The sequence below is a fragment of the Spirillospora sp. NPDC049024 genome (genome assembly GCF_040649235.1).
Classification (GTDB): Bacteria; Actinomycetota; Actinomycetes; order Streptosporangiales; family Streptosporangiaceae; genus Spirillospora.
This window is the reverse complement of sequence record NZ_JBEZFD010000008.1, coordinates 103,858-127,652: the sequence shown is the minus strand read 5'-3', so window position 1 is coordinate 127,652 and position 23,795 is coordinate 103,858. Positions and strand designations below refer to the sequence as shown.

At 74.6% G+C, this 23,795-nt stretch carries 27 protein-coding genes; 16 read left to right on the top strand and 11 right to left on the bottom strand.

Annotated elements, in window-relative coordinates:
* The first annotated feature begins 76 nt into the window (after positions 1-76).
* Together AB0C21_RS17050 and AB0C21_RS17045 are read left to right on the top strand one after the other, a co-directional pair.
* The gene (locus AB0C21_RS17050; protein ID WP_500205063.1) at positions 77-1,195 is read left to right on the top strand and encodes a class I tRNA ligase family protein; all 1,119 of its coding nucleotides are present in this window, start codon (positions 77-79) and stop codon (positions 1,193-1,195) included.
* Positions 1,196-1,303: 108 nt separating this feature from the next.
* The gene (locus tag AB0C21_RS17045) at positions 1,304-1,678 is read left to right on the top strand and encodes a hypothetical protein (RefSeq protein ID WP_500205062.1); all 375 of its coding nucleotides are present in this window, start codon (positions 1,304-1,306) and stop codon (positions 1,676-1,678) included.
* 54 nt (positions 1,679-1,732) lie between these two features.
* Here AB0C21_RS17045 and AB0C21_RS17040 read toward each other — a convergent pair whose 3' ends face one another.
* The gene (locus AB0C21_RS17040) at positions 1,733-3,166 is read right to left on the bottom strand and encodes a sensor histidine kinase (protein ID WP_500205061.1); all 1,434 of its coding nucleotides are present in this window, start codon (positions 3,164-3,166) and stop codon (positions 1,733-1,735) included.
* Positions 3,163-3,903, bottom strand: coding sequence for a response regulator transcription factor (locus AB0C21_RS17035; protein WP_353818826.1), 741 nt, complete (start codon positions 3,901-3,903; stop codon positions 3,163-3,165). The genes AB0C21_RS17040 and AB0C21_RS17035 overlap by 4 nt, the downstream gene beginning before the upstream one ends.
* Positions 3,904-4,017: 114 nt before the next feature.
* On the opposite strand from AB0C21_RS17035, the gene AB0C21_RS17030 reads away from it, so the two are divergent.
* The 5 genes from AB0C21_RS17030 to AB0C21_RS17010 all read left to right on the top strand — a co-directional run bounded on the left by AB0C21_RS17030 (position 4,018) and on the right by AB0C21_RS17010 (position 7,839).
* A complete protein-coding gene (locus tag AB0C21_RS17030) occupies positions 4,018-5,376 on the top strand; it encodes a ferredoxin reductase family protein (RefSeq protein ID WP_500205060.1) in 1,359 nt (452 codons plus the stop codon).
* Between the two features lie 13 nt (positions 5,377-5,389).
* Positions 5,390-5,833, top strand: coding sequence for an FMN-binding protein (locus AB0C21_RS17025; protein ID WP_500205059.1), 444 nt, complete (start codon positions 5,390-5,392; stop codon positions 5,831-5,833).
* A complete protein-coding gene (locus AB0C21_RS17020) occupies positions 5,826-6,599 on the top strand; it encodes an FAD:protein FMN transferase (protein ID WP_500205058.1) in 774 nt (257 codons plus the stop codon). The genes AB0C21_RS17025 and AB0C21_RS17020 overlap by 8 nt, the downstream gene beginning before the upstream one ends.
* 142 nt (positions 6,600-6,741) lie before the next feature.
* On the top strand, positions 6,742-6,966 hold the full coding sequence (locus AB0C21_RS17015; protein ID WP_149257043.1) for a hypothetical protein: 225 nt from the start codon (positions 6,742-6,744) through the stop codon (positions 6,964-6,966).
* Between the two features lie 24 nt (positions 6,967-6,990).
* Positions 6,991-7,839, top strand: a complete 849-nt coding sequence (locus tag AB0C21_RS17010; RefSeq protein ID WP_500205057.1) for a universal stress protein — start codon at positions 6,991-6,993, stop codon at positions 7,837-7,839.
* 158 nt (positions 7,840-7,997) lie between these two features.
* On the opposite strand, the gene AB0C21_RS17005 is transcribed toward AB0C21_RS17010, so the two are convergent.
* From AB0C21_RS17005 to AB0C21_RS16995, 3 genes are all read right to left on the bottom strand, one after another.
* Positions 7,998-8,468 (bottom strand): Crp/Fnr family transcriptional regulator, encoded by a 471-nt coding sequence (locus AB0C21_RS17005; protein WP_500205335.1) that lies wholly within the window; start codon positions 8,466-8,468, stop codon positions 7,998-8,000.
* 68 nt (positions 8,469-8,536) lie between these two features.
* Positions 8,537-9,382 (bottom strand): universal stress protein, encoded by an 846-nt coding sequence (locus AB0C21_RS17000; protein ID WP_500205056.1) that lies wholly within the window; start codon positions 9,380-9,382, stop codon positions 8,537-8,539.
* Positions 9,383-9,479: 97 nt separating this feature from the next.
* Positions 9,480-9,890 carry an OsmC family protein gene (locus AB0C21_RS16995; protein WP_500205055.1) on the bottom strand — a complete coding sequence of 137 codons (411 nt, stop codon included), beginning with the start codon at positions 9,888-9,890 and terminating at the stop codon, positions 9,480-9,482.
* A gap of 252 nt (positions 9,891-10,142) precedes the next feature.
* On the opposite strand from AB0C21_RS16995, the gene AB0C21_RS16990 reads away from it, so the two are divergent.
* From AB0C21_RS16990 to AB0C21_RS16965, 6 genes are all read left to right on the top strand, one after another.
* Entirely contained in the window at positions 10,143-11,534 is a 1,392-nt protein-coding gene (locus tag AB0C21_RS16990) for an MBL fold metallo-hydrolase (RefSeq protein WP_500205054.1), read from the top strand.
* Between the two features lie 39 nt (positions 11,535-11,573).
* Positions 11,574-12,158 carry a rhodanese-like domain-containing protein gene (locus AB0C21_RS16985; protein ID WP_500205053.1) on the top strand — a complete coding sequence of 195 codons (585 nt, stop codon included), beginning with the start codon at positions 11,574-11,576 and terminating at the stop codon, positions 12,156-12,158.
* A gap of 33 nt (positions 12,159-12,191) precedes the next feature.
* Entirely contained in the window at positions 12,192-12,971 is a 780-nt protein-coding gene (locus AB0C21_RS16980) for a sulfite exporter TauE/SafE family protein (RefSeq protein WP_500205052.1), read from the top strand.
* 135 nt (positions 12,972-13,106) lie between these two features.
* Entirely contained in the window at positions 13,107-13,550 is a 444-nt protein-coding gene (locus AB0C21_RS16975; protein ID WP_500205051.1) for a universal stress protein, read from the top strand.
* A 27-nt stretch (positions 13,551-13,577) separates the two neighbouring features.
* Positions 13,578-14,267 (top strand): CBS domain-containing protein, encoded by a 690-nt coding sequence (locus AB0C21_RS16970; RefSeq protein ID WP_149257050.1) that lies wholly within the window; start codon positions 13,578-13,580, stop codon positions 14,265-14,267.
* 4 nt (positions 14,268-14,271) lie between these two features.
* On the top strand, positions 14,272-15,753 hold the full coding sequence (locus AB0C21_RS16965) for a bifunctional aminoglycoside phosphotransferase/ATP-binding protein (protein WP_500205050.1): 1,482 nt from the start codon (positions 14,272-14,274) through the stop codon (positions 15,751-15,753).
* Between the two features lie 122 nt (positions 15,754-15,875).
* Here AB0C21_RS16965 and AB0C21_RS16960 read toward each other — a convergent pair whose 3' ends face one another.
* Positions 15,876-16,439, bottom strand: coding sequence for a DoxX family membrane protein (locus tag AB0C21_RS16960; protein WP_500205049.1), 564 nt, complete (start codon positions 16,437-16,439; stop codon positions 15,876-15,878).
* A 238-nt stretch (positions 16,440-16,677) separates the two neighbouring features.
* Between AB0C21_RS16960 and AB0C21_RS16955 the strand changes: the two genes are divergently transcribed.
* Positions 16,678-17,262 carry an Rv1733c family protein gene (locus AB0C21_RS16955; protein WP_500205048.1) on the top strand — a complete coding sequence of 195 codons (585 nt, stop codon included), beginning with the start codon at positions 16,678-16,680 and terminating at the stop codon, positions 17,260-17,262.
* 8 nt (positions 17,263-17,270) lie between these two features.
* Here the strand turns inward: AB0C21_RS16955 and AB0C21_RS16950 are convergent, their stop codons facing one another.
* Positions 17,271-18,992 carry a sensor histidine kinase gene (locus AB0C21_RS16950; protein WP_500205047.1) on the bottom strand — a complete coding sequence of 574 codons (1,722 nt, stop codon included), beginning with the start codon at positions 18,990-18,992 and terminating at the stop codon, positions 17,271-17,273.
* Between the two features lie 91 nt (positions 18,993-19,083).
* On the opposite strand from AB0C21_RS16950, the gene AB0C21_RS16945 reads away from it, so the two are divergent.
* Complete coding sequence (locus AB0C21_RS16945) at positions 19,084-19,518, top strand: pyridoxamine 5'-phosphate oxidase family protein (RefSeq protein ID WP_500205046.1); 435 nt, start codon at positions 19,084-19,086, stop codon at positions 19,516-19,518.
* On the opposite strand, the gene AB0C21_RS16940 is transcribed toward AB0C21_RS16945, so the two are convergent.
* Positions 19,499-20,506 (bottom strand): Acg family FMN-binding oxidoreductase, encoded by a 1,008-nt coding sequence (locus AB0C21_RS16940; RefSeq protein ID WP_500205045.1) that lies wholly within the window; start codon positions 20,504-20,506, stop codon positions 19,499-19,501. The genes AB0C21_RS16945 and AB0C21_RS16940 overlap by 20 nt on opposite strands.
* Positions 20,507-20,709: 203 nt before the next feature.
* Here AB0C21_RS16940 and AB0C21_RS16935 point away from each other — a divergent pair, with 203 nt between their 5' ends.
* A complete protein-coding gene (locus tag AB0C21_RS16935) occupies positions 20,710-21,399 on the top strand; it encodes a response regulator transcription factor (RefSeq protein ID WP_149257056.1) in 690 nt (229 codons plus the stop codon).
* A gap of 52 nt (positions 21,400-21,451) precedes the next feature.
* On the opposite strand, the gene AB0C21_RS16930 is transcribed toward AB0C21_RS16935, so the two are convergent.
* The 3 genes from AB0C21_RS16930 to AB0C21_RS16920 are packed head-to-tail and all read right to left on the bottom strand — an operon-like array spanning position 21,452 to position 23,693.
* Entirely contained in the window at positions 21,452-22,318 is an 867-nt protein-coding gene (locus AB0C21_RS16930; RefSeq protein ID WP_500205044.1) for a universal stress protein, read from the bottom strand.
* Positions 22,315-22,812, bottom strand: coding sequence for a flavodoxin domain-containing protein (locus tag AB0C21_RS16925; RefSeq protein WP_500205043.1), 498 nt, complete (start codon positions 22,810-22,812; stop codon positions 22,315-22,317). Before AB0C21_RS16925 ends, AB0C21_RS16930 begins: the two co-directional genes overlap by 4 nt.
* Positions 22,809-23,693, bottom strand: a complete 885-nt coding sequence (locus AB0C21_RS16920) for a universal stress protein (protein WP_500205042.1) — start codon at positions 23,691-23,693, stop codon at positions 22,809-22,811. The genes AB0C21_RS16925 and AB0C21_RS16920 overlap by 4 nt, the downstream gene beginning before the upstream one ends.
* Positions 23,694-23,795 lie beyond the last annotated feature (102 nt).

Genomic DNA, 23,795 nt, shown 5'->3' with positions numbered 1-23,795 from the left:
CCCCGGCCGCGAAGCCTCGCCCGGGGTAGGACGGGAGGGAGTAAGGTGCCCTGCCACCCTGACGAACGGCGCTCTCGTGGATCTCAACGCACCCGATCGCACCCTCCGGATCGGCGGCCGGCCCCTCCCGGTCGTCGGCCCCGCCCGCATGTACGTCTGCGGGATCACCCCCTACGACGCGACCCATCTCGGCCATGCCCGCACCTTCGTCTGGGCCGACGTCGCCGCACGCGTCCTGCGGCACGCCGGCGCCGAGGTGCGCGTGTGCCGCAACGTCACCGACGTCGACGACGTGCTGGACCAGGCGGCGCATCGCGCGGGCAGTCCGTACGACAGCTTCGCCGCCGTCCAGCAGTTCTACTTCGAACGCGACCTGGAGGTGCTCGGCGTCCACGCCGTCGACCTCCAGCCCCGCGCCCACACTCATGTCAGCGAGGTCGTCGCGCTCGCCCAGGGCCTCCTCGCCGCAGGCCTCGCCTACGTCCGGGACGGCGCGGTCCTGTTCCGGGGCGGAGACGTCCCGCAGCGCGCAGGCCTCGAAGCCGGCCAGGCCCACGACCTCCTCGCCGAGTACGGCGACGCACCCGACGATCCCGGCAAGGAGCACCCGTTCGACGTCGCGGTGTGGCGGCCGTCGCGGTCGGGCGAGCCCGCCTGGCCCAGCCCCTGGAGCGCCGGCCGGCCCGGCTGGCACGCCGAGTGCGCCGCGATGGCCATGACGGCGTTCGGCCCGGCTCTGGACCTGCACGCGGGCGGCGCCGACCTGCGGTTCCCCCACCACGCCTACGAGGCCGCCATGGCCGAGGCGTTGACGGGCGTACGGCCGTTCTCCCGAGCCTGGCTGCACGTGGGCATGGTGTGCCGGGACGGCGCCAAGATGGCCAAGTCCACCGGGAACCTGGTGCTGGTCTCCGACCTGGTCCAGGACCACCCGGCCGCGGCCGTCCGGTTCATGCTCCTCACCGAGCCCTGGGCGCGGGAGTGGGACTACACGCCCGGCGCCCTCGACCGCGCCGCGGCGGACCTGGAGCGGCTGCATGTCGCGGCGGGCCGGGGGAACTCCTCCACCGCGGCCGAGGCGGCCGTGGAGCGGGCGCTCCTCGACGACCTCGACGTGCGGACGGCGCTCGGTGTGGCGGAGCAGGAGGGCGGCCGGACCGCCCGCCTGGCCATGCGGATCCTGGCTCTCGGCTGACCCCAGGGCGGTCCTAAGGCCGCGCCCGGAAGGACCAAAGTCCCTGGGGCGCCCCCTGCACGAGCCCAATGCTGGTGTCACCGGCCCGTGCGAATAGGGAGGCCCACGTTGCCCGCCACAGCCCCGAACGAGCTCGACATCCAGTTCGCGACCAGCAATGACGTTTCGCAGGAGGACCTGCGGCGGGCGCGCGAGACCGTCGCCCGAGCGCTGGCTCACGCCCCGCGTCCCGTCCTGTACGCGAAGGCCATGCTCAGCGTTCTCCACGACCCGGCCGTCCCCCGGCCCTACCTGGCCTCGTTCCGGGTCGACCTCAACGGCCTGCCGGTCAACGCCCACGCCGCGGCGGCCTCGATGCCGGAGGCGATCAGTCTGGCCGGCACCCGCCTGCGCGCCCGAGTGGAGAGCACCGCCCAGTACAGGGAGACCCGCCGCAGGGCTCGCGGGCACACCACCGCCACCGGCGAGGGCGCTCCGCTGTAGGAGCACACGGTCGCCGGCGCGCCGCGAGCGCCGGACTCCAGGGCCGGAGCCCCGCTACGGGGCTTCGGCCTTCGAGATCGGGAGCGTCACGCGGAAGATCGTGTGCTCTCCGGCGACGAGTTCGGCGCGGCCGCCGTGGGCGGCGGCCACCGCCTGGACGATGGCCAGCCCGAGGCCCGTGCCGCCCGCGCTGCGCGCCCGGCCCTTGTCGGCGCGGACGAACCGCTGGAAGATCTCTTCGCGCAGCTCGGCCGGGATGCCGGGGCCGTCGTCCTCCACGTCGAGGAGGACGGCGGCTCCCTGGACGGTGAGCCGCACGGTGACGTGCGTGCCGGGGGGCGTGTGGGCGCGCGCGTTGGCGAGCAGGTTGGCGACCAGCTGGTGGAGCCGGCGCGCGTCCCCGGTGACGGTCACCGGTTCCTCCGGCAGCACCAGCTCCCAGCGGTGCCGCGGGCCGACCGCACGGGCGTCGGCGGTGGCGTCGAGCACGATGCGGGTCAGGTCGACCGGGTCCGCCTCCAGCGGGCGGCCGGCGTCCAGGCGGGCGAGCAGCAGCAGGTCGTCGACCAGTTCGGACATCCGGACCGACTCGGCCTCGATGCGCCCCAGCGCGTGCCGCACCTCGTCCGGGACGGGCTCGGGCATGCGCAGGGCGAGCTCGGCGTGGCCGCGGATCGCGGCGACCGGGGTGCGCAGCTCGTGGCTCGCGTCGGCGGCGAACCGCCGGAGCCGCTCCTCGCTGGCGTGCCGCCGGGCCAGCGCGTTCTCGACGTGGCCGAGCATCCGGTTCAGCGCGGCGCCGACCTGCCCGACCTCGGTGCGGGGGTCGGTGTCGGGGACGCGCTCGGGCATCGCCACCTCGCCGCTGGCCAGCGGCAGCTCGGTGACCCGGGACGCGGTCGCGGCGACCCGCCGCAGCGGGCGCAGGGCCAGCCGGACCCAGGCCGCAGCCGCGATCCCGGCCGCGGCGAGCACGGCCGCGAACACGACCGCCTCCACCATGATGAGGCGGTGCAGCGTCTCCTCGGCCGGCCGCAGCGGCAGGCCGGTGACCAGGACGTCCCCGTCGTCGCCGCGCAGCGCCATCACCCGGTACTCCTCCAACGCCGACAGGTCGAGCGAACGCCCCCGGCCGTCGGGCGGGAGGGCGGCCAGGGCGCGCCTGTCGGCGGCGTCGAGCGGCACGGGTTCGTCGGAGCTGTCGTGCACGACCGCGGCCTCCGTCACCGTGCGGCCGAAGAGCCGCGCGCCGAACGTCCCCGGCGCCTGCCCGCGGGTGTCGGGACGGTCGTCGGCGTCCTTGCGCCGCTCGTGCTCCAGGCTCGCCGGGAACCGCCCGCCGGACGCGGTGAGCTGCTCGTCCAGCCGGCCGACGAGGAACCGGTCGAGCGCGGTCGCGGTGGCGATCCCCACGGCGAGGCAGCTCAGCGCCAGCAGGACGAGCAGTCCGGCGGTGAGCCGGGCCCGCAGCGTGCGCGGGCCCCTCACGGAGCCCCCGGCTTCAGGACGTACCCGACCCCGCGCACCGTGTGGATCATCGGCGCGCGGCCCGCGTCGATCTTCTTGCGCAGGTAGCTGATGTACAGCTCGACGACGTGGGCCTGGCCGCCGAAGTCGTAGTCCCAGACGCGGTCGAGGATCTGGGCCTTGCTGAGGACCCGGCGCGGGTTGCGCATCAGGAAGCGCAGCAGCTCGAACTCGGTGGGGGTCAGCTCCACGACCTCGCCGTCGCGGGTCACCTCCCGGGCGTCCTCGTCCATGGCCAGGCCGCCGACGGTGAGCAGCCGCCCGGCGCCCGCCTGCCGGGCCATGCCCGCCCGGCGCAGCAGCCCGCGCAGCCTCGCCAGGACCTCCTCCAGGCTGAACGGCTTGGTCACGTAGTCGTCGCCGCCCGCGGTGATGCCGGCGATGCGGTCCTCGACGGCGTCCTTGGCGGTCAGGAACAGCACGCAGACGTCGGGCGAGTCGGCGCGCAGCCGCCGCAGCACCTGCAGGCCGTCGATGTCGGGGAGCATCACGTCCAGCACGACCGCGTCCGGGCGGAAGTCGCGCGCGGCGGCGAGCGCGCCCGCGCCGTCGCCGGCCGTCCGCACCGCCCAGCCCTCCGAGGCCAGGACGCGCGACAGCACCTCCGCCAGATCCGGTTCGTCGTCGACCACGAGGACCCGTACGGGTGTCCCGTCGGCCCGCTGCAAGCCCGCCACCACGGGTTCGTCGTTCGTCATGGTCCGCTCAGCATCCCTCTCCAACCTCTGCCTTTCTTCTGAAAAGGCTCTGAGATGCGCGTTCTCCCATGGTGTCAGAGGGAACACAGAAAATGCCTTGGCAGGGTGGCCGGCATGACCACGACCAGGTACGACATCATGCGGCCGCCCCAGCAGGCCCGGCGGTCGGCGTGGCGTATCCCGCCCTGGTGGCCGCAGGTGCTGATCTACGCCGGCGCCGTGGCGGTGCTGGCGCTGTGGTGGCGGAGCACCGGCCCGGTCACCGGCCTCGACGGCTGGCTGACGGAGGCGGGGCGCGTCACCGGACTGCTGGCGGGATACGGCTGCGCCGTCCTGCTGGCCCTGATGGCACGCGTGCCGGCGCTGGAGCGCGGGGTCGGCACCGACCGGCTGGCGCGCTGGCACGCGATGGGCGGGCGGTACACCGTCTTCCTCGCGCTGGCGCACGCCCTCCTGATCATCTGGGGGTACGCGGTCACGGCCCAGACCGACGTCGTCCACGAGACGGCGACGGTGGTCATCGACTACCCCGAGATGCTCAAGGGGACGCTCGGGTTCCTGCTCTTCCTCGGCGTCGGCATCACCTCCGCGAGGGCGGCCCGGCGGCGGATGCGCTACGAGACGTGGCACTACCTGCACTTCGCCACCTACCTGGCGATCTTCCTCGCGTTCTCGCACCAGCTCGCCAACGGCGCCCAGTTCGCCGGATCGCCCTGGGCCAAGGCCGCCTGGTACACCCTGTACATCGGCGTCGCCGTCGTCCTCGCCTGGTTCCGGTTCCTGGTGCCCGCGGTGCGCGGGCTCCGGCACGGGCTGCGGGTCACCGACGTCCAGGCCGAGGCGCCCGGGGTCTTCTCGGTCTACATGAGCGGCCGCCACCTCGACGAGCTGCGCGCCGAGCCGGGCCAGTTCTTCCGCTGGCGGTTCCTCGCCCCGGGCCACTGGTGGACGGCCAACCCCTACTCGCTGTCCGAACCGGCCCGCGGGCACCGGCTCCGGATCACCGTCAAGGAGGCCGGGGACCACAGCCGGGCCCTCGCCCGGCTCCGCCCCGGGACGCGGGTGTGGGCGGAGGGGCCCTACGGCGGGCTCACCGGCGCGCGGCCGAGCCACGACCGGGCCCTGCTGATCGCCGGCGGCGTCGGCATCACCCCGCTCCGCACGCTGTTCGAGACCCTGCCCGGCGACGTGACCCTCGTCTACCTCGCCCGGCGCCCCGAGGACCTGGCGCTGCGCGGCGAACTGGACGACATCGCCCGCGTGCGGGGCGCGCAGGCCTACTACTTCGTGGACGAGCCGTCCCAGTACTCCCTGCCGCTGACCGGCCGGGCGCTGCGCGGCCTCGTCCCCGACATCCGGCGCCGGGACGTCTACCTGTGCGGCCCTCCCGGCATGATGACCGCCGCCCACCGCGCACTCAAGCAGGCGGGCGTGCGGCGCCGCCACGTCCGTACCGAATCCTTCGAGTTCTGAGGGGACCCACCACATGCGCCGAGCCGTGTTCACCACGAGCGCGACGATCGCGGGGGTCGTGCTCCTGCTGTCGCTGAAGCCGCACCATCAGCAGGCCCCCGCCACCCCGCCCGCCACCGCGGGCGGCGGGACGGGCACCGGGACGACCGGAGGGTCGAGCGGCGGAGGGGCGAACCTGGCGAACGGGACCTACCGGGGTCAGACCGTCGACACCCGCTACGGCCCGGTCCAGGTCGAGATCAAGATGACCTCGGGCCACCTCACCGGCGTCCGCGTCCTGCGCTCCCCGTCGGAGAACGGCCGCGACCGCGAGATCGCCGCGTTCGCCCTGCCCAAACTGACCAAGGAGGCCCTCGCGGCCGGCAACGCGCGCATCGACTCCGTCTCCGGCGCCACCTACACCAGCGAGGGGTACATCACCTCCTTGCAGAGCGCTCTGGACAAAGCCCGTGCCTGAGGGGATCAGCCATGTCGAGCATGTGATGGGGACGGTGTTCTCCTTCGACATCCGCACACCGCGCTCGCCGGCCGTCACCGCGGGCCTCGCCGAGGCCGTCGCCTGGCTGCACCACGTCGACCGCGTCTTCTCCCCCTACCGCCCCGACAGCCAGATCACGCGGCTGGCGGACGGCCGCGCCGGGCTCGGCGACTGCGACCCCGAGGTCGCCGAGGTCCTGCGCCTCTGCGCGGAGACCGGACGGCTGACCGGCGGCGCGTTCACCTGCGAACCCGGGGGGCGGCTCGATCCCAGCGGCCTGGTCAAGGGCTGGGCGATCGAGCGGGCGTCGACGATCCTGCACGAGGCCGGGGCGCACGACCACTGCGTGAACGGCGGCGGCGACATCCAGGCGCGCGGCGAGGCCCGCCCCGGAGAACCCTGGCGGCTCGGCCTCGCCGACCCGCACGACCGCGACGGGCTCATCGCCGTCGTGTCCGGCGGCGACATCGCCGTCGCGACCTCGGGCACCGCCGAACGCGGGCGGCACATCATCGACCCCCGCACCGGGCGTCCCGCCGCGGGCCTCGCCTCCGTCACGCTGGTCGGACGCCACCTCACCGACGTCGACGCGCTCGCGACCGCGGCCTTCGTCATGGGCGACGCGGCCCAGGCCTGGGCGGAGGCCTGCCCGCTGGTCGAGGCGCTCGGCGTGTCGTCCGAGGGCCGCCTCTGGTGGACGCCCGGCTTCGAGGGCATCGCCCTGCTCGCGGGCGACCGGGCGTGAGGTCCGCGTCCGGAACGCGCGGGGACCGTCGCCGCCGAGGCGGGGACCAAGGTCCCTACGGGCGCGCGGACGCGTGATCGACGCTTGAGTCGGCACCGTTGGCCGCCGTCGGGGCGGCTCGCCGAGGTTAAGGAGCTTCGCGATGGCGAGGCAGATCATTCACGGTTCGTCCGTCCCGGCTCTGGAACACCGCGTCGCGGTGCTGGAGCGGCAGGTCGCCGCGCTGACCGAAGCGGCCCGGCTGCTGGCCGCGGCCCTGGAGGGCACTCCCCTGGACACCCCCGACCGCGGCGGCACGGCGCCGACGGCGCGGCAGGCGCACGAACTGCTCCTGCTTCCGCCGCTCACCCCCACCGCCGGTCGCTGACCCCCGTACCCCCAGGAGAAGCACATGTCCACACAGAGAACGGCCGTCCTCGTCGGAACCGACGGGTCCGCCCCCTCCGACCGCGCCATCGGCTGGGCCGCCGAGGAGGCCGCGCGCCTCGGCAAGGAGCTGCACATCCTGCACGTCCTGGAGACCCCCACGAAGACCGCGCCCGGGAACACCGGCGGCGACGTCGCCTCGCTCGTGGACTCGTGGAACCCGGTGCTGCGCGCCGGACGGGACATCGCCCTGCGCCGGCACCCCGATCTCAAGGTCGAGACCATGCTCGTCCACGACCGGACCGTCGCGGGCGGTCTGCGGCACTACACCGGCGAGGCCGCCGAGGTCGTCGTCGGCCACCGCGGTCGGGGCGGCTTCGCTTCGCTGCTGCTCGGCTCCACCGGCCTGGACCTGGCCGGGCACTACCCGGGCCCGGTGGTCATCGTCCGGGGCCATTCGGACACCCCGCTCGGCGAGGTCGTGGTCGGACTGGACCTGGCCGATGACCCCGCACCGGCGCTCGACCACGCGTTCGCCGCGGCCGCCGCCCGGGACGCCCGGCTGCGCGTGCTGCACGCCTGGCGGCCCGCCGCGCCCCCCGTCGGCTCCGGGGTGGACGTGCAGCTCGCCGCCAACGCCCGCTACGACCGCCTGGCGGCGGCCCTGGCGCCGTGGCGCGAGCGCCGTCCGGACCTCAAGGTCGTCGAGGACGTCGTCATCGGCCACCCCGTGGAGATGCTCGCGCAGGCCTCCGCGGACGCCGACCTGGTCGTGGTCGGGTCCCGGGGCCGGTCGTTCCCGCTCGGGTCGGTCGGCCACGGCGTGGTCCACCACGCCCACTGCCCCGTCGCCGTCGTCCGCCCCTACGCCTGAGCGGCGGCCCGGCCTCTGAACGGAGGAGGCGCTGAACGGAGGAGGCGCCGAGAACGCGCGACCCGCCCGCCGGAGGCCGGGGCCGTTCACGGCCCCGGCCTCCGGCGGGCGGGCGTGGTGGTCGATCGGATCGGGCGCCGATCGGGTCGGGCGCCGGTCTAGCCGGCCTGCCCCAGCGCCTCGGGTGCGGTCCGGGCGAGCCGCGTCTGGGTCGCCTCCAGGCGGCTGACGACCTGCTCGGCGAAGCGGCGCGTCAGCTCGTAGCCCAGCGCCGGGTCGACCGCGCTCAGCGTCCGGACCAGCCGGCCGTCGAACTCGATCGCCCGGACCGGCGTGCTCGCGACGGCTCCGAACCGCCACCGGTGCGGGCGGAACAGCCAGGACCAGCCCACCACCGATCCGGGCCCGAAGGTGTCGATGACCAGCGTCCCGCCCTCGGGGCCGCGCATGTCCACGGCCACGATCCCGTCCAGGAGGAGCCAGAACCGCTCCGCCGGGGCGGCCTCCGCGAACATGCGGCGTCCCGCCGGGATGTCGGTGTGCCGCCCCGCCTTCGCCAGCCTGGACAGGTCCAGGCTCCGCATGCCTTCGAAGAACGGCTCGCGCGCGAGATCCGCCGCGGTCACCATGCCCACTCGACTCGCCTACCTTCGATGTTCCAGGGGTCCCGTCCCCGGCACGGGGACGGGCGCCCGTCCTATCCGACCCGCTGCGGGACGATCGCGACCGTGCAGGGGGCGTGCTTGAGCAGCGCGTCGCTCGTCGCGCCCAGCGTGAGCGGCTGCACCTCGCCGGCCCCGCGCGCGCCCAGCACCGTCATCGTGGCGCCGTCCGCCGCCTCCAGCAGCGCCTCCCGGGGCGGCTCGAGCACCAGCGACGTCGCCGCCTGGACGGTGGGGTACTTGACCAGCCAGGGCGCGACCGCCCGTTCCAGCACCGCTCCGCACACGTGGCGGAGCTTGTCCTCGTCGCCGAACAGCGACAGGTCTCCGTCGGGGGCGGCTCCGGGCTCCCAGCACCCGTACACCGCGCGCAGCCGCCAGCCGCGAAGCGCGGCCTCCTCGAAGGCGAACGCCAGCGCCGCGTCCGCGCCCGCGGAGCCGTCCACGCCGACGACCACCTGGCCGTCGCGCGGCGCGGCCGAGCGCACGACCACGACCGGAGCGCCGGCCTTCGCCGGCACCCGCAGCGACGTCGACCCCACCGGCGTCTCCTCCGGAGGGTGGGACCCGATGACGATGAGCTCGGCATCCGGTCCCTGGTTCACCAGCGCGTCGTAGGGACCCCCGGTGTCGAGCCGCTTGTGCACCTTCAGAGTGGGGGCGAGCTCGTGCGCCAGCGCCACGCCGTGGTCGAGCATGTGCTCGCCCATCCGGCGGACGATGGCCAGGCCCTCGTAGTCCATGTAGCTCACCGGATACGGCCACCGCCAGGCATGGCACACCGTGAGCGGCAGCCGCCGCAGCCGGGCCTCCTCCACCGCCCAGCGCAGAGCCCGCCCGCTCTCCTTCGTTCCGTCGTATCCGACGACCACGTGGCTCATGACGCCCACCTCCTGGGTCCGCCTCCATTGCACCGGCCCGCCCGCGCACGGCCCCAGGGCCGAACGGCCCCTCGCCCGCGGGACCTCTGGCGCCGGCTCAGGCGGCGACCTCGGACTCCAGGCGCACTCCGATGCGCGGGGTGTCGATGATGGAGTTGTTGACGGTGCAGGCCATGGCCGCCTCCATCAGTCCCCCGACCTCCCAGTCGGGCAGACGGACGGGGGGCCGCAGGCGCAGTTCGACGCGCGTCACGCGGGCGGGGCCCTCCGGGCTCATCGTGTAGTCGGCGGTGACCTCCAGCCCGTTCGCGGGCAGGCAGCGCCGCACCAGGTAGGTCCGCGCGTGGTGCGCCGTGCAGGCGGCGAGGGACGCCACGAACAACTCGACCGGGGTCGGTCCGGCGTCCATTCCTCCCAGCATGTACGGCTGGTCCACATGGATGACGTGGTCGCGGACGATCACCGCGAAGGCGTCGTCCTCCCGGTGGACGACCAGCATCTCGCTCATCGGTGCCACCTCCCTCACTGGCGGTTGCCTCGTTTGGGCCCCAGTCTCGATTCGGGGAGTCTTCGCAGGTAGAGGCGAAGGTCCCGCCGGAGGTCCCGGCGAAGGTGAGGTAACTCACCCATGGACACATACCCCTAGGGGTATGGTGGAGGCGGAACGCGGAAACGCGGCAGTTCCGCCCGTCGCCCGGCGAGCGGGCGGGACCCGGTCCGCGATGTCAGCGACAGATACCCGTACGGGTATGAGGAGTGAATGCCGATGGTACACGTCCAGGTGGTCGAGACCTCGTCCCTGGGCGACCGCAGCTACCTGGCCCACGACGGCCGGGTGGCCCTGGTGGTCGACCCGCAGCGCGACATCGACCGCTTCCTCGCCCTGGCCGGGCGGCTGGACGTCCGCATCACGCACGTCCTGGAGACGCACCTGCACAACGACTACGTCTCCGGCGGACTGGCACTGGCCAAGGCGACCGGAGCGGCCTACGTGATCTCGGCCGAGGAGGACGTCGCGTTCGACCGGACCGGCATCTCCGACGGCGACGAGGTCGCCGTCTCCGACGCGCTGGGCCTCCGCGCCGTCGCCACCCCCGGCCACACCTTCCACCACCTGTCCTACATCCTGTCGGGACCCGGCGGGCCGGAAGGGGTCTTCACGGGCGGATCGCTGCTGTTCGGCACCACCGGACGCACCGACCTCCTCGGCGCCGAGCACGCCCACCTGCTGGCCGAACGGCAGCACGCCTCGGCGCGGCGCCTGGCCGACCTGCTGCCCGACGGCGCGCACGTCTGGCCCACGCACGGCTTCGGGAGCTTCTGCTCGGCGGGCCAGTCCGACGCCGCCTCCTCGACGATCGGGCAGGAGAGGCGGGCCAACCCGGCACTGCGCCTGGAGGCCGACGACTTCGTCGCCGAGACCCTCGCGGGGCTCGACGCCTATCCCGCGTACTACGCGCACATGGGCGTCCGCAACAGCGCCGGCGCCGACCTGATCGACCTCACCCCCGCGCGGGTCGCCGACGCCGCCGAGCTGCGCGACCGGGTCGCCGCCGGGGAATGGGTCGTGGACCTGCGCTCCCGCAAGGCCTTCGCCCAGCGGCATCTGGCCGGAACCCTCAGCTTCGGCCTGGACGGGGCTATGTCGACGTGGCTCGGCTGGCTCGCCCCGTGGGGCGAGCCCCTCACCCTGCTCGGCGACAGTCCCGAGCAGATCGCCGACGCCCAGCGGGAACTGGCCCGCATCGGCATCGACCGTCCGGCGGCGGCGGCCTCCGGCACGCCCGAGCAGTGGGCCGGCGGCGACCCCGCCCGGCTGGCGGACACGCCCGTCGCGACGTTCGCCGACCTGGCCGCCGCCCGGTCCGGCAGCGTCCCCCGGCACCTGCCGCCGCCGGACGCCGTGCTGGACGTGCGCCTGACCGGCGAATGGCGGGACGGGCACATCGAGGGCGCCGTCCACCTCCCCCTGCCGGAGCTGCCCGACCGGCTGGACGAGGTGCCCGACGGGACCGTCTGGGTGCACTGCGGCTCCGGGTACCGGGCCGCGGCGGCCACCAGCCTGCTCCGGCGGGCCGGGCGCCGGGCCGTGCACATCGACGACGACTACTCCGAGGCCGGTGCCGCGGGCCTCGCCACCACCGACGACTGACCACCGGCCACCGGCCACCGACACACGGGAGAAGACTTCGTGACCACTCCGCCCTCCGCGTCCACCGTGGACGTCCCCGTCCTGCGCGAGCTCCTGGACTCCGGCGACCGGCCTCGGCTCATCGACGTCCGGACTCCGGGCGAGTTCGAGACCGGCCACATCCCCGGGTCCTACAACGTGCCGCTCGACCTGCTTCGGGAGCACCGCGCGGAGCTGCGCGCCCACCTCGACGAGCAGGTGGTGCTCGTCTGCCGCTCCGGGCAGCGGGCCGACCAGGCCTCGCAGGCGCTGGCGTCCGCGGGCCTGCCCAACCTGCGCGTCCTGCGCGGCGGCATCGGCGCCTGGCAGGCCGCGGGCGAGCAGGTCGCCGCTGGACGCGCCCGCTGGGACCTGGAGCGCCAGGTCCGCCTGGTCGCCGGCTCGATCGTGCTCGGCTCGGTCCTGGCCAGCACGGTCGTCCCGCGCGCCAAGTGGGTCGCGGGGGCCATCGGCGGCGGCCTCACGTTCGCCGCCCTGTCCGACACCTGCGCCATGGGAATGGTCCTGTCCAAGCTGCCCTACAACCGCGGGCCGAAGAGCGACATGTCCGCCATCCTGGACGCCCTCTCCGCGGACCGCCCATGACGCGCCCCCGACGCCCGCCCAGGAGGTGACGGAATGCTGACCGCGCTCGTCCTCGGCGCCCTCATCGGCGTCCTGCTCGGGCTCCTGGGCGGCGGGGGCTCCATCCTCGCCGTCCCCGCCCTCGTCTACGGCGCGGGCCTGCCGCTGGCCTCGGCGGTCCCCGCCTCGCTGCTGGTCGTGGGGATCTCCTCGGCCACGGCCGCGCTCCCCCGCGTCCGCGCCGGGCAGGTGCGATGGCGGATCGCCGGCGTCTTCGGGGCCGCCGGAGCGGTGGCCGCCTTCGGCGGCGCCGCCCTGAACCGGCTCCTGCCCGACCAGGTGGTCCTGCTCGGCTTCGCGGCGCTCATGGTGGCGGCCGGCTGGCGGATGCTGGCCGAGCGGGACCGGCTCGGCGGGTCGTGCGCCCTGCCGGGCGGCGGCGTCGACTGGCGCAGCTGCCTGCCCAAGTCGATCGGCGCGGGCGCGATCGTCGGCGTGCTGACCGGCCTGTTCGGCGTCGGCGGCGGCTTCCTCATCATCCCCGCGCTGGTCGTCGGGCTGGGCCTGCCGATGACCGTCGCGGTCGGCACCTCGCTGGTCATCGTGGTGGTCAACTCGGCCGCCGGCTTCGCCGCGCACGCCGGGGACGGGGCGCTGGACTACGGCATCGTCGCGGCGTTCACCCTGGCGGCCGTCGCCGGGTCGCTCGGCGCCGCCCGGCTCGCCCGGCGCCTGGACGCCGACCGGTTGCGGCGCTGGTTCGCCTACCTGGTCTTCGCCGTCGCGGCCTTCGTCGCCGCACAGGCCGTCTTCAATCCGGGCGCCACCGGATGACCCGCACCGGACGACCCGGCGGCGCCCGGCCGGCCGGTGCCCGGCCCGGGCCGAAGGTCCCGGCCCGGCGGGACGCTCGGCACTGATCCGCGGACCGTCCGCGCGGGATGGTGGGGGTGACTGAGGAGGTCGCCGATGTGGGTCGTGCCCGAACAGCGTTCCGTCGTCGTCGGGGTCGACGGTTCCCCCAACTCCATGGCCGCGCTGCGCCGAGCCGCCCGCGAGGCGTCCGAGCGGCGCGCGCGCCTGGACGTGGTCCGCGTCCTGAAGCCCGGTGAGACCCCCGTGCGGCGCCCGCTGCGCGCCGTCAGGGAGTGGCTGGCGCTCCGAAGCCTGGTCGCCCGCGAGATCCCCCGGTCCCGGCACCTGACCACCAGGCTCCGCGTCGTCTGGGGCGAGCCGGGCGAGGCGCTGGTCGAGGCGGCCGAGCGCGCCGAACTGCTGGTGGTGGGCGCCCGGCTGCACTCCGAGTACGGCAATCCGCTCGGCGGCGACACCGTCCCCGTCGTGCGGGAGCGGGCGCGCTGCGAGGTCGTGATCTGCGCGGACCACAGGGCCGCCGTCGGCGAGAGCCGCTGAGGCCCAGCGAAGCCCGGGAGGAGAGCCATGAAACGCCGCACGGTCGGGGACGTCATGACGAAGAACGTCGTGACGGTCTCCGAGGACACCCCGTTCGTCGAGATCGCCGACGCGCTGGCCGAGCGCCGCATCAGCGCGGTGCCCGTCGTGGACGACGACGGCCGGCTCGCCGGCATCGTCACCGAGGCCGACCTCCTGCGCAAGCAGGAGCGGCCGGCCGGCGCGGAACCGCGCCGCCTCGCGCTGCGGCGGTTCGCCCAGGCGCAGGCCCGGGCGCGGGCCAAGGCCGCCGCCGTCGACGCGCGCGGCCTGATGAGCGCGCCGGTCGTGACCGTCGAGCCGGGCACCCCCGTCGCCGAGGCCGCCCGGCTGCTGAACGCCCACGGGTTCAAGGCCGCGCCCGTCGTGCGCAAGGACGGCCGGCTCGCCGGGATCGTGGCCCGCCGCGACCTGCTCTCGGTGTTCCACCGCTCGGACGCCGCCGTCCGCGACGAGATCATCGACGACGTGCTGGTCTGCAGGCTCTGGCAGGACCCCGCCGAGGTGCACGTCCGCGTCCAGGAGGGGGTCGTCCACCTCACCGGCCGCGTCGAGCAGAAGAGCCTCATCCCGATCATCGTGCGCATGACCGCCGCCACGGAGGGCGTCGTCGACGTCGTCCAGAACCTCGGCTACGACTACGACGACACCCTCCCCACCGCCTATCCGAGGGCGTGAGCCGGTGGAGGGCGCCGCCGTCACCGAGACCCACATCGGCGTGGTCTTCTTCGTCGGGGACCGCGCCTACAAGCTCAAGAAGCCGGTGGACCTGGGGTTCCTGGACTTCAGCACCCGTGAGCTGCGCGAGCGCGCGTGCCACGAGGAGGTCAGGCTGAACCGGCGGTTCGCCCCCGACGTCTACCTCGGCGTCGTCGACGTCCACGGGCCGGACGGCGGCGTCTGCGACCACCTGGTGGTGATGCGGCGGATGCCCGCCGACCGGCGCCTGTCCACCCTGGTCGCGGCCGGCGCGCCGGTGCGGGACGCGCTGCGCGAGACCGCGCGGACCCTGGCCGCCTGGCACGCGAGGGCGCCGCGCGGCCCCGCCATCGCGGCGCAGGAGACCCGCGACGCCGTCCGGGGCCGCTGGCACGACAGCTTCGACCAGGTCAGGCCCTTCCACGGCACCGTCCTGGACGCCGGGGCCGCCGTCGAGACCGAGGACCTCGCGAACGAGTTCCTCGCCGGCCGCGAGGCCCTGTTCGACGCGCGCATCGCCGACGGCCGCGTGGTCGACGGGCACGGCGACCTGCTGGCCGGCGACATCTTCTGCCTCGACGACGGCCCGCGGATCCTCGACTGCCTGGAGTTCGACGAGCGGCTCCGCCGGCTGGACGGTCTGGACGACGCCGCGTTCCTGGCGATGGACCTCGAACGCCTGGGCGCCCCCGAGGACGCGGAGCGCTTCTTCCGCTGGTACGCCGAGTTCGCCGCCGACCCCGCCCCGCCCTCGCTCCGCCACCACTACGTGGCCTACCGCGCCTTCGTCCGCGCCAAGGTGGCGTGCCTGCGGCACGGCCAGGGCGCCGCGGACGCGGCCGCCGAGGCGCGCGCCTACGCCGACGTCGCGCTGCGCCACCTGCGCACGGGCCGCGTCGGCCTGGTCATGGTCGGCGGGCTCCCGGGCACCGGGAAGACGTCCCTGGCCGGGGCGCTGGCCGACCGGCTCGGCTGCACGCTGCTCAGCAGCGACCGGATCCGCAAGGAGCTCGCCGGGCTGGCGCCCACCGCGCCGGCGGCGGCGTCCTACGGCTCCGGCATCTACACCCCGCAGTGGGGCCGGCGCACCTACCGCGAGATGGCCGCGCGCGCCGCCCGGCTGCTGCGCATGGGTGAGACGGTCATCCTGGACGCCTCCTGGACGTCCCAGGAGAACCGGGACCTCGTCGCCGCGGTCGCCGAGCACGAGCACGCCCACCTGGCCTCGCTGCGCTGCGAAGCACCGGAGGCCGTCTGCGCCGAGCGCATGCGGACCCGTCCCCGGGGCCCCTCCGACGCCGACCCCGGCATCGCCGCCGCCATGCGCGCCGACTCCGCGCCCTGGCCCGGATCGATCGCCATCGACACCGGCCGGGAGCTTCCCCACGCGGTCGAGCAGGCCCTCGCCGCCCTCCACCGCCCGGCAGGCCCGCCGGCGCGTTCGCAGGCGGGCCGTTCCGCCTGACGCGCGGCGGCGCCGGCCATTTGATCCGATCCCCCGCTCTCCCGCTCACCGGTTGTCGACGGCCGCGGACACGCGTACGAGGGGCGCTCCTCTCGGAGCGCCCCTCGGTGTCGCGGATCAGGTCACTTGAGGAAGGGGAGGCGCTTGACCAGGGGGATGCTCCCCCACCAGCGGCCGAGGCCCAGGGTGTCGCCGGCGCTGACCAGGGCCAGGCCGATGATCAGGACCGCGTAGACGAGGTGGTCGTCCATGAAGGGGTTGTTCTCCGGAGGCAGGACGGCCGACCACATCATGACCAGCAGGGCGGCTCCCGCCGCGGCGGCGATCCGCATCCCCACGCCCAGGATGAGGGCGGCGCCGACGCCGGCCAGCCCGAGCATGAACAGCCAGTCGGCCCAGCCCGCTCCCGCGATGTCGTGGTAGAAGCCGGCGAACGGTCCGACGGGCGCGTGCGCCAGGAACCCCTCGGTGGGGCTGCCGCCGTCGATCCACGCCTTGGCGGCGGGGGTCTCGTGGCCGAGCCCGAAGGTCTTGTCCAGGAACGCCCAGAAGAAGATCCAGCCGAGCGCGAAGCGGGCGGCGGCCCACATGTAGCGGGCGGCGGGCGACTCGGTCAGCGGCTTGGGGGTGACCACGCGGATGAGGGTGTCGCGTCCCACGTGGGTCTTGTGCTCGGAGAGTGCCATCGCCTCTCACCTTCCATCACTTCGTTGATCTCGTCACCTCTTACTGAATCCTGAACCGGCCTTTGCCTGTAGGACCGTTAGGCGCACGATCGGCGGGACGAAGGTCCCCGGGTGCGGTGGTCGGAGGACCCGGGAGGTCCCGGGCGCGAGGGGCTTCCGCCTCTGCGGCCGCCGGCCCCGGATGCGTAGCGTCGCCATGGAGGGAAGGCGAAGGGACCGCGTCATGGGAGCGACGACCATGCGAGCACGGACCGGCCGCTGGCGCGAGCGGATCGACCGCCGGCGGCGCAGCTGCGGCTTCGACCGCAACGACCTGCGGCGCGGTGTGGACCGGATCCAGTGGAGGCTCGGTCTGCTGCTGCTCATGGTCTTCCTCAGCGCGACGCCGCCGCTGGTGGCCCATGCCGTCCGGGCCGCCTACGGCTCAGGGGTGCGGGCCGAGCACCGGCAGGCCGCCACCCGGCACCGCGTCGAGGCCACCATCGTGAAGGTGCGGGACCCGGAAGGAAGGCGCACGGTCACCGTCGCCTGGACGGACCCGAACGGGACGCGGCGGACCGCCGACTACACGACATGGCGGGGAGCCGCGGTCGGGGAGCGCCTCATCCTGTGGGCCGGGCCCGACGGCGTCTCGCTCACACCGCCGCGCCGGCACGCGCAGACGGTCGTCCACACCGCGGTGAACGGGACGGGGGTCGTCCTCGCCACGGGACTGCCCCTGCTCGGCTTCTATTGGCTCGTCCGGGCGCGGTGCGACCGGAGCCGCTACCGGATGTGGGACGCCGACTGGGCACGCCTCGACAACCACCGCATCGGCCCGTGACCTTCCGGTCAGGCGGGCTTGAGGGGGACGCGCCAGACCAGCACCGTGCCGCCCTCCGGGCCCCGCTCGGCGGTGCACGTTCCGCCGAGCCCCTCGGCACGGGCCTCCATGTTGCGGAGCCCGCTGCGGCGGCCGCCTTCGGTGATGCCGACGCCGTTGTCCTCCACCCGCACCGTGACATCGTCCCCGACATCGATGTTCAGGGCCGTCGCGGTGGCCTGGGCGTGCCGGGCGACGTTCGACATGGCCTCCCGGACGACGGCCAGGAGCTGCTCGCCGATCTCCTCGTCGACCGAGGTGTCGAGCAGGCCGTCCAGCCGCACCGAGGGCGCGAACCCCAGGTGCTCGGCCGCCCTGTCGGCCAGCGCGTGCACCCGGCTGCGCAGCGACGTCTCGTCGGTCTCGGGGCCCTGAAGCGCGAAGATGGACGAGCGGATCTGCCGGATCGTGTCGTCGAGGTCGTCCACCGCCCGCTGCACCCGGACGGCGACCTCCCGCTTCTGCGTGATCTTGATCGCCGCCATCAGCCCCATCGCGGTCGCGAACAGCCGCTGGATGACGGTGTCGTGCAGGTCCTTGGCGATCCGGTCGCGGTCCTCCAGCAGCGCGAGCCGCTCGGCGTCGCGGCGGCGCTCGGCCAGCTCCAGGGCCACCGCCGCCTGGCCCGCGAACGCCTCCAGCAGCCGCTGCGTCCCCTCCGAGAACAGCGCCCCGCCTGGCGGGTTGGCCACGGAGATGACACCGCGCGCCGCCGAGCCGAGCCCCAGCGGGACGACCAGCAGCGGACCCACCGGCACCCGCATGGGCACGTTCGACTCGCGCGCCGCCTTCTCACCGTTGGCCAGCCGCAGGGCGACCCCCTCGGTGAACACGGGCCCGGCCACCGACTCCTCCAGCGGCACCCGCAGGCCCTGCAACTGCTCGGCGTCCGCACCGCGGGCGGCCTCCACCACGAGGTGGCTGCTGCCGTCCTCCACCAGCGCCACGGTCGCGAGCCGGGCCTCGGCGATCTCCTGCGCCCGCTGCGCCACCAGCCTCGTCACCTCGTGCGGGTCGGTGCCCGACAGCAGCGCGGTGGACACCTCGGCCGACGCCTCCAGCCACCGCTCCCGGCGGCGCGTCTCCTGGTACAGGCGGGCGTTCTCGATCGCGACGCCGGCGGCCGTGGCCAGCGCGATCACCACGACCTCGTCCTCCTCCTCGAACTGGCCGCCGTCGGCCTTCTCGGTGAGGTAGAGGTTGCCGAACACCTCGTCCCGCACGCGGATCGGGACGCCCAGGAACGTGCGCATCGGCGGGTGGTTGGCCGGGAACCCGCTGGAGGCGGGATGCTCACCGAGGTCCGGAAGCCGCAGCGACCGCGGATCCCGGATCAGCAGGCCCAGGATCCCGTGCCCGTGCGGCCAGTGGCCGATCGCCTCGATCTCCCCGTCGCTCACGCCCACGGTGACGAACTGCACCAGGTGCTCGCCCTTCTCGTCGATCACGCCGAGGGCGCCGTAGCGGGCGTCGACGAGGGTGGTGGCCGCCTCGGTGATCCGCCGCAGCACCGATTCGAGGTCCAGCTCGCTGCCGATGGAGACCACGGCCTCCAGCAGCGCGTGCACGCGGTCGCGAGTCGAGCGCGCCGCCTCCAGCCGCGATTGCAGTTCCGACAGGAGGTCGTCGAGCTGCATCTGCGGCAGGATCAGTCGTGCCCTGTCATGACCGGTGCCCGAATCCTGTGCCACAGGTCCAGTATTACCCTGCGGAGGGCTAGAAGTCAGGTCAGGGACCTTCGTCCCTGATGACCTTGGTCACTCATGCGTCATCCTGGAAGGCATGCATCTCGACCACAGCGGCATGGAGATCCTCGACGACGGGGAATGCCGGTCACTGCTCCGCCGGTCGGCGATCGGCCGGATCGTGTTCACCCTCCAGGCGCTGCCCACCGTCCAGCCGGTCAACTACGTCTTCGACGGCGAGCACATCGTGGTGAAGACCTCGTCGGCCTCGCGACTGGCCACCGCCGCCTCCGACACGATCGTCGCCTTCGAGATCGACGACATCGACGCGGACGCGGGCAAGGGCTGGTCGGTGGTCACGGTGGGGCCCGCGCGCCGCGCCACCGAGCCCGCCGAGGTCGCCCGGCTCTCCGCCCTCCCCCTCCGCAGCTGGGCGCCCGGCGAGCGCGACCAGTTCATCGTCATCCGCCCCCGGCTCATCACCGGCCGCCGGATCCCCGACCGCGTCCCCCTCAAGGCTCCACGATCATGACGTCGTCGATGGGCCGGCGGACGGTCTCCAGCCCCTCCCCCTCGGGCAGGCCGATGCGCAGGAGCATCTGCGGGTAGGCGTCCCGGCAGAAGTGGGCGCGGATGAAGGCGCGCAGTTCCGGCACCTCCAGCGCCTGGGTGTGGAAGGCGGCCGCCAGGTCGCTCTCGGCCGCCCTCAGCAGCGCCCGCTGGAGCGCCAGGCCCGTGTGCAGCCAGTCGGCCGGCCCCTCGCCGTCGGACACCAGGAGCAGCGCCACCCCGGCCACCCCCGGCCGGCCCGGGGGCGGGGGCTCGGCCCCCCAGCCCTGGCCCCGCGCCCAGTCACGAGTGGGGAAGTTCGGGCTGGTCTCGGGGGTCTGCTTCGGGTAGGCCCCTTCCTGCATGCCGTCCTTGCGGGCCGTCCGGGGCGACGGCGCCCAGCGGCTGATCTCCGCCGCGTAGGCGGGAGTGCGGCGCTGGAGGTGCTCGGCCGCGTCGGTCAGGGCGGCCAGGGCCCCCTTGACGTGCGAGTCGACGGCCTCGATCAGCCGGGCGCCCTCACGCTCGACGTCGTACCGCATGGCCGTGAGGACCCCGGCGGGGACGGTCTCGGGACGGAACGCGCCCCGGTGGCTGCGCCGGCGCCGGATCTGCGCGTGCTCCCGCAGGGTCTGCTGGTCGGGCTCCTCGCCGGGCTCCAGGTGGACGTCGGCGAGCAGGTGCGGGCGGTCCGGGTCGGGCAGCAGCCGCAGCACGGGTTCGTAGCCCTGCGCGCGCAGCGACAGCCGGAGGTTGTAGAGGGCGGCACCGCAGCTGATCAGCATCTCCCGGCCCTTGGGGTCCGCCACCCCCAGGCGGCGGTCCGGGTCGGCGCGCAGGCTGATCCGCGAGCCGCGCACGCCGAACCGCCACGGCTGGGTGTTGTGCACCGACGGCGCCCACAGGGCGTCCTCGACGGCGCGGCGCATGTCCTCCGCCATGTCCGCGGGAGTCCTGTACCTCGTCTGCATGGATGGCTCCTTCCGTCACCTTTCAGCCTCACCCGCGCGACCTGACCTGCGGCAGGGCCGAAGGTCCGTCCCGAAGGGGCGCAGGGACGCGCGTCAGGTCGGGACGTTCGTCCCGCGGGGGCGGGACGTCCGCTGACTGGGGAGCGGCCCGGTCGGCGGGGTAGCGTCCATTCCGTCACCACTGGACCGAGGAAACGAGAGCCATGACCGCCGAGACGCCAGAGAACGCGGGGACGATCCGGGTCTTTCTGATGGACGACCACGAGGTCGTCCGCCGCGGAGTGGCCGCGCTGCTGTCCGCCGAGGACGACATCGAGGTCATCGGCGAGGCGGGCACCGCGGCCGAGGCACTGGCGCGGATCCCCGCCGTCCGGCCCGACGTGGCCGTCCTGGACGTCCGCCTGCCCGACGGGGACGGCGTGAGCGTCTGCCGCGAGCTCCGCTCCCAGCTGCCGGAGCTGGCCTGCCTGATGCTGACCTCCTTCGACGACGACGACGCGCTGTTCGAGGCGGTCATGGCGGGCGCGTCCGGCTACGTCCTCAAGCAGATCCACGGATCGGACCTGGTCGGCGCCGTCCGCACCGTCGCCACCGGGCAGTCCCTGCTCGATCCGCGCAGCACGGCCCGCATGCTCGAACGGCTCCGCACCCGCCAGGAGAAGACCGACCCCCTCAAGGGCCTGACCGAGCAGGAGCGCCACATCCTGGAGCTCATCGGGGAGGGCCTGACCAACCGGCAGATCGGCGAGCGCCTCTTCCTGGCCGAGAAGACGGTCAAGAACTACATCTCGAACATCTTCGCCAAGCTCGGCATGAGCCGCCGGACCCAGGCCGCCGCGCTGGCCGCGCAGCTCAAGGCCGACGGCGCCCAGTCCCGGGAAGGGCGCGGCTGAACCCTGGCCCGGCCGACCCTGGGGGGGCGGCCGGGCCAGGCCTCCCAGCCCGTCACCCGCGTCCGCGGACGATGGCGACCGGGCAGTGCGCGCGCATCAGCATCGCGTGGCCGACGGACCCCAGCAGCAGCCCGCCGAAGCCGCCGTGCCCCCGCGAGCCGACGACCAGAAGGCCCGCGTGGACGGACGCCCCCGCCAGCACCCGGGCGGCCCCGCCGTGGACGGCCTCGGACACCACATCGACGTCGGGGAACTTCGCCCACCAGCCGGCGAGCGACTCGGCGAGGACCCGCTCCTCCTCCGCGGCGACGACGGCGCGGTCGTAGACGAGGGGCTGCATGTCGCCCCTGCCCGAGGGGACCGGGTGCGACCAGGCGGACAGGGCCCGCAGCCGCACTCCGCGCAGGGCCGCCTCCTCGAAGGCGAACCCGACGGCGTCCGCCCCGGCCGGGGAGCCGTCCACGCCGACCACGACGTCTCCCCGGACGTCCGCGTTCGGAGCCCGGGTGACCACCACGGGGCACGTCGCGTGCGTCGCGACCTGCATCGCCACCGACCCCAGCAGCAGCCCCGAGAGACCGCCGGACCCTCGCGAGCCGGTCACGACCATGACCGCGTCGCGCCCCTGCTCGACGAGCACCTTGGCGGGCTGCCCGCCGGTCTGCTCGCCGGTCACCTCCAGCCCGGGCACGCGGTCGCGGGCGCGCGCGACGCCGAGCTCGACGATGTCCCGGCCGCCGTCGAGCAGCCGCTCCCGGACCTGGGCCGCACCCGGATCCGTCGGGACGTCGAACAGCCACGGCGTGACGACGTACACCACGTGCAGCGCGGCGCCCCTGCGGGCGGCCTCGTCGGCGGCCCAGTCGATCGCGAGCAGGCTCGGCTCCGACCCGTCGTCCCCGACGACGATCCTGTTCATACCGACACGCTCCGCAGTTCGCGGGCGATGCCGGCGGCCCACTCGGCGACGCGGTCGCGGTCGCGGAAGTCCCCGGACGCGGTCCGGGCGACCTTGGCGGCCATGAAGCCCTTGGCGTCGGGCGCCAGCCGCCCGCCGAAGGTGGCGTGGCCGCGGGCGTTGAGGCGGCGGGCGAACTTGGCGACGCCGGACACGGGGTCGACCGTGCGCTCCTCGGCGCTGCGGTCCAGGGGTCCGCTGCTGAACAGCCACACCGGCCGGTGCGCCAGCTCGTCCGCGTGGTGCCGGACGAAGTGGCGCGCCTCCCGGTGCCAGCGCCCGACGTAGAGGGCACCGCCGACCACGGCGGCGTCGTACCCGTCGAGCGTCTCGACGTCTCCGGCGGGCCGCACGTCGGCCTCCACGCCCGCCTCGCGCAGCGCGGCGCCCACCCATTCGGCGATCTCGGCGGTTCCTCCGCGCTCGGAGGCGTACGCCACCAGTACTCGGATCATGACGACTCCTTCACCTGCGTGTCGCGGTCGTGGACGACCGCTACCGGACTCGGCGCCTCGTGCAGCACGGACCGCGTGACGGCGCCGAGGGCGGTCTTGGGGGACGATCCGATCCCGCGGTCGCCGACCACGAGCAGCATCGCGTCGCGGGCCTCGTCGGCGAGGACGCGCGCCGCCCGCTCCAGGACGAACCGCTGCTCGACGGCGACCTCGGGGTGCGCGGCCAGGACGGGCGCGACCGCGGCGGCGAACCGCGCCTTGGCCTCCTCCTTGAGCCCCTGCGGATCGGTGAACGGGAGGCGGTCCGGGCCGGGGAGCACGGCGGGGTCCCACCAGGCGCACACCAGCGTCACCGAGGCGTGCCACAGCGCCGCCTCGCGCAGGGCGAACCCCAGCGCGGCCCGGCTCGCGGGCGACCCGTCGACGCCGACGACGATCCGCTTCTCGACCCGTGCCGGTTCATGGGCGGGCACCACGACGACGGGACGATCGGCGTGCGCGGGGACGTGCACGGCCGTGGAGCCGAGCGGCAGCCGGTCGAAGCCGCCCGCGCCGCGGGCGCCGACCACGATCAGTTCGGCGTCCCGCGCCGCCCCGAGGAGCGCGGCGGAGGGCGTGCCCTCGGCGAGCAGGGACCGCACGTCGAGGTCCGGGGCGGTCTCCCGGGCGATCCGGACACCGTCCTCCAGGGCGATGACCCCCATGCCGCGGACGATCTCCTGCGCCTCGTCTCCCCGCGGTCCCGGCGGATAGGGCCAGTTCCAGGCGTGGCAGACCCGCAGGGGCACGCCGCGCAGGGACGCCTCCGTCGCCGCCCAGCGCAGGGCGCGCCCGGCGGCCGGCGAACCGTCGAACCCGACCAGGACATGTGGTCCGTCCATCGTGTTCCACCTCCAGATCCCCAAGCCTCACAAGCCCGGGGGGCCGGTGGTCAGAGTCGTGGGTCCGCGGGCGCCGGGACCTTAGGCCCTGAACCGCGCCGC

Excerpts from the sequence above, each read along its gene's own strand:
- AB0C21_RS17035 (WP_353818826.1), bottom strand. The coding sequence starts at position 3,903 with ATGACGAACGACGAACCCGTGGTGGCGGGCTTGCAGCGGGCCGACGGG.
- AB0C21_RS17030 (WP_500205060.1), top strand. The coding sequence starts at position 4,018 with ATGACCACGACCAGGTACGACATCATGCGGCCGCCCCAGCAGGCCCGG.
- AB0C21_RS17025 (WP_500205059.1), top strand. The coding sequence starts at position 5,390 with ATGCGCCGAGCCGTGTTCACCACGAGCGCGACGATCGCGGGGGTCGTG.
- AB0C21_RS17015 (WP_149257043.1), top strand. The coding sequence starts at position 6,742 with ATGGCGAGGCAGATCATTCACGGTTCGTCCGTCCCGGCTCTGGAACAC.
- AB0C21_RS17010 (WP_500205057.1), top strand. The coding sequence starts at position 6,991 with ATGTCCACACAGAGAACGGCCGTCCTCGTCGGAACCGACGGGTCCGCC.
- AB0C21_RS17005 (WP_500205335.1), bottom strand. The coding sequence starts at position 8,468 with ATGGTGACCGCGGCGGATCTCGCGCGCGAGCCGTTCTTCGAAGGCATG.
- AB0C21_RS17000 (WP_500205056.1), bottom strand. The coding sequence starts at position 9,382 with ATGAGCCACGTGGTCGTCGGATACGACGGAACGAAGGAGAGCGGGCGG.
- AB0C21_RS16995 (WP_500205055.1), bottom strand. The coding sequence starts at position 9,890 with ATGAGCGAGATGCTGGTCGTCCACCGGGAGGACGACGCCTTCGCGGTG.
- AB0C21_RS16990 (WP_500205054.1), top strand. The coding sequence starts at position 10,143 with ATGCCGATGGTACACGTCCAGGTGGTCGAGACCTCGTCCCTGGGCGAC.
- AB0C21_RS16980 (WP_500205052.1), top strand. The coding sequence starts at position 12,192 with ATGCTGACCGCGCTCGTCCTCGGCGCCCTCATCGGCGTCCTGCTCGGG.
- AB0C21_RS16975 (WP_500205051.1), top strand. The coding sequence starts at position 13,107 with ATGTGGGTCGTGCCCGAACAGCGTTCCGTCGTCGTCGGGGTCGACGGT.
- AB0C21_RS16970 (WP_149257050.1), top strand. The coding sequence starts at position 13,578 with ATGAAACGCCGCACGGTCGGGGACGTCATGACGAAGAACGTCGTGACG.
- AB0C21_RS16960 (WP_500205049.1), bottom strand. The coding sequence starts at position 16,439 with ATGGCACTCTCCGAGCACAAGACCCACGTGGGACGCGACACCCTCATC.
- AB0C21_RS16955 (WP_500205048.1), top strand. The coding sequence starts at position 16,678 with ATGCGAGCACGGACCGGCCGCTGGCGCGAGCGGATCGACCGCCGGCGG.
- AB0C21_RS16945 (WP_500205046.1), top strand. The coding sequence starts at position 19,084 with ATGCATCTCGACCACAGCGGCATGGAGATCCTCGACGACGGGGAATGC.
- AB0C21_RS16940 (WP_500205045.1), bottom strand. The coding sequence starts at position 20,506 with ATGCAGACGAGGTACAGGACTCCCGCGGACATGGCGGAGGACATGCGC.
- AB0C21_RS16935 (WP_149257056.1), top strand. The coding sequence starts at position 20,710 with ATGACCGCCGAGACGCCAGAGAACGCGGGGACGATCCGGGTCTTTCTG.
- AB0C21_RS16930 (WP_500205044.1), bottom strand. The coding sequence starts at position 22,318 with ATGAACAGGATCGTCGTCGGGGACGACGGGTCGGAGCCGAGCCTGCTC.
- AB0C21_RS16925 (WP_500205043.1), bottom strand. The coding sequence starts at position 22,812 with ATGATCCGAGTACTGGTGGCGTACGCCTCCGAGCGCGGAGGAACCGCC.
- AB0C21_RS16920 (WP_500205042.1), bottom strand. The coding sequence starts at position 23,693 with ATGGACGGACCACATGTCCTGGTCGGGTTCGACGGTTCGCCGGCCGCC.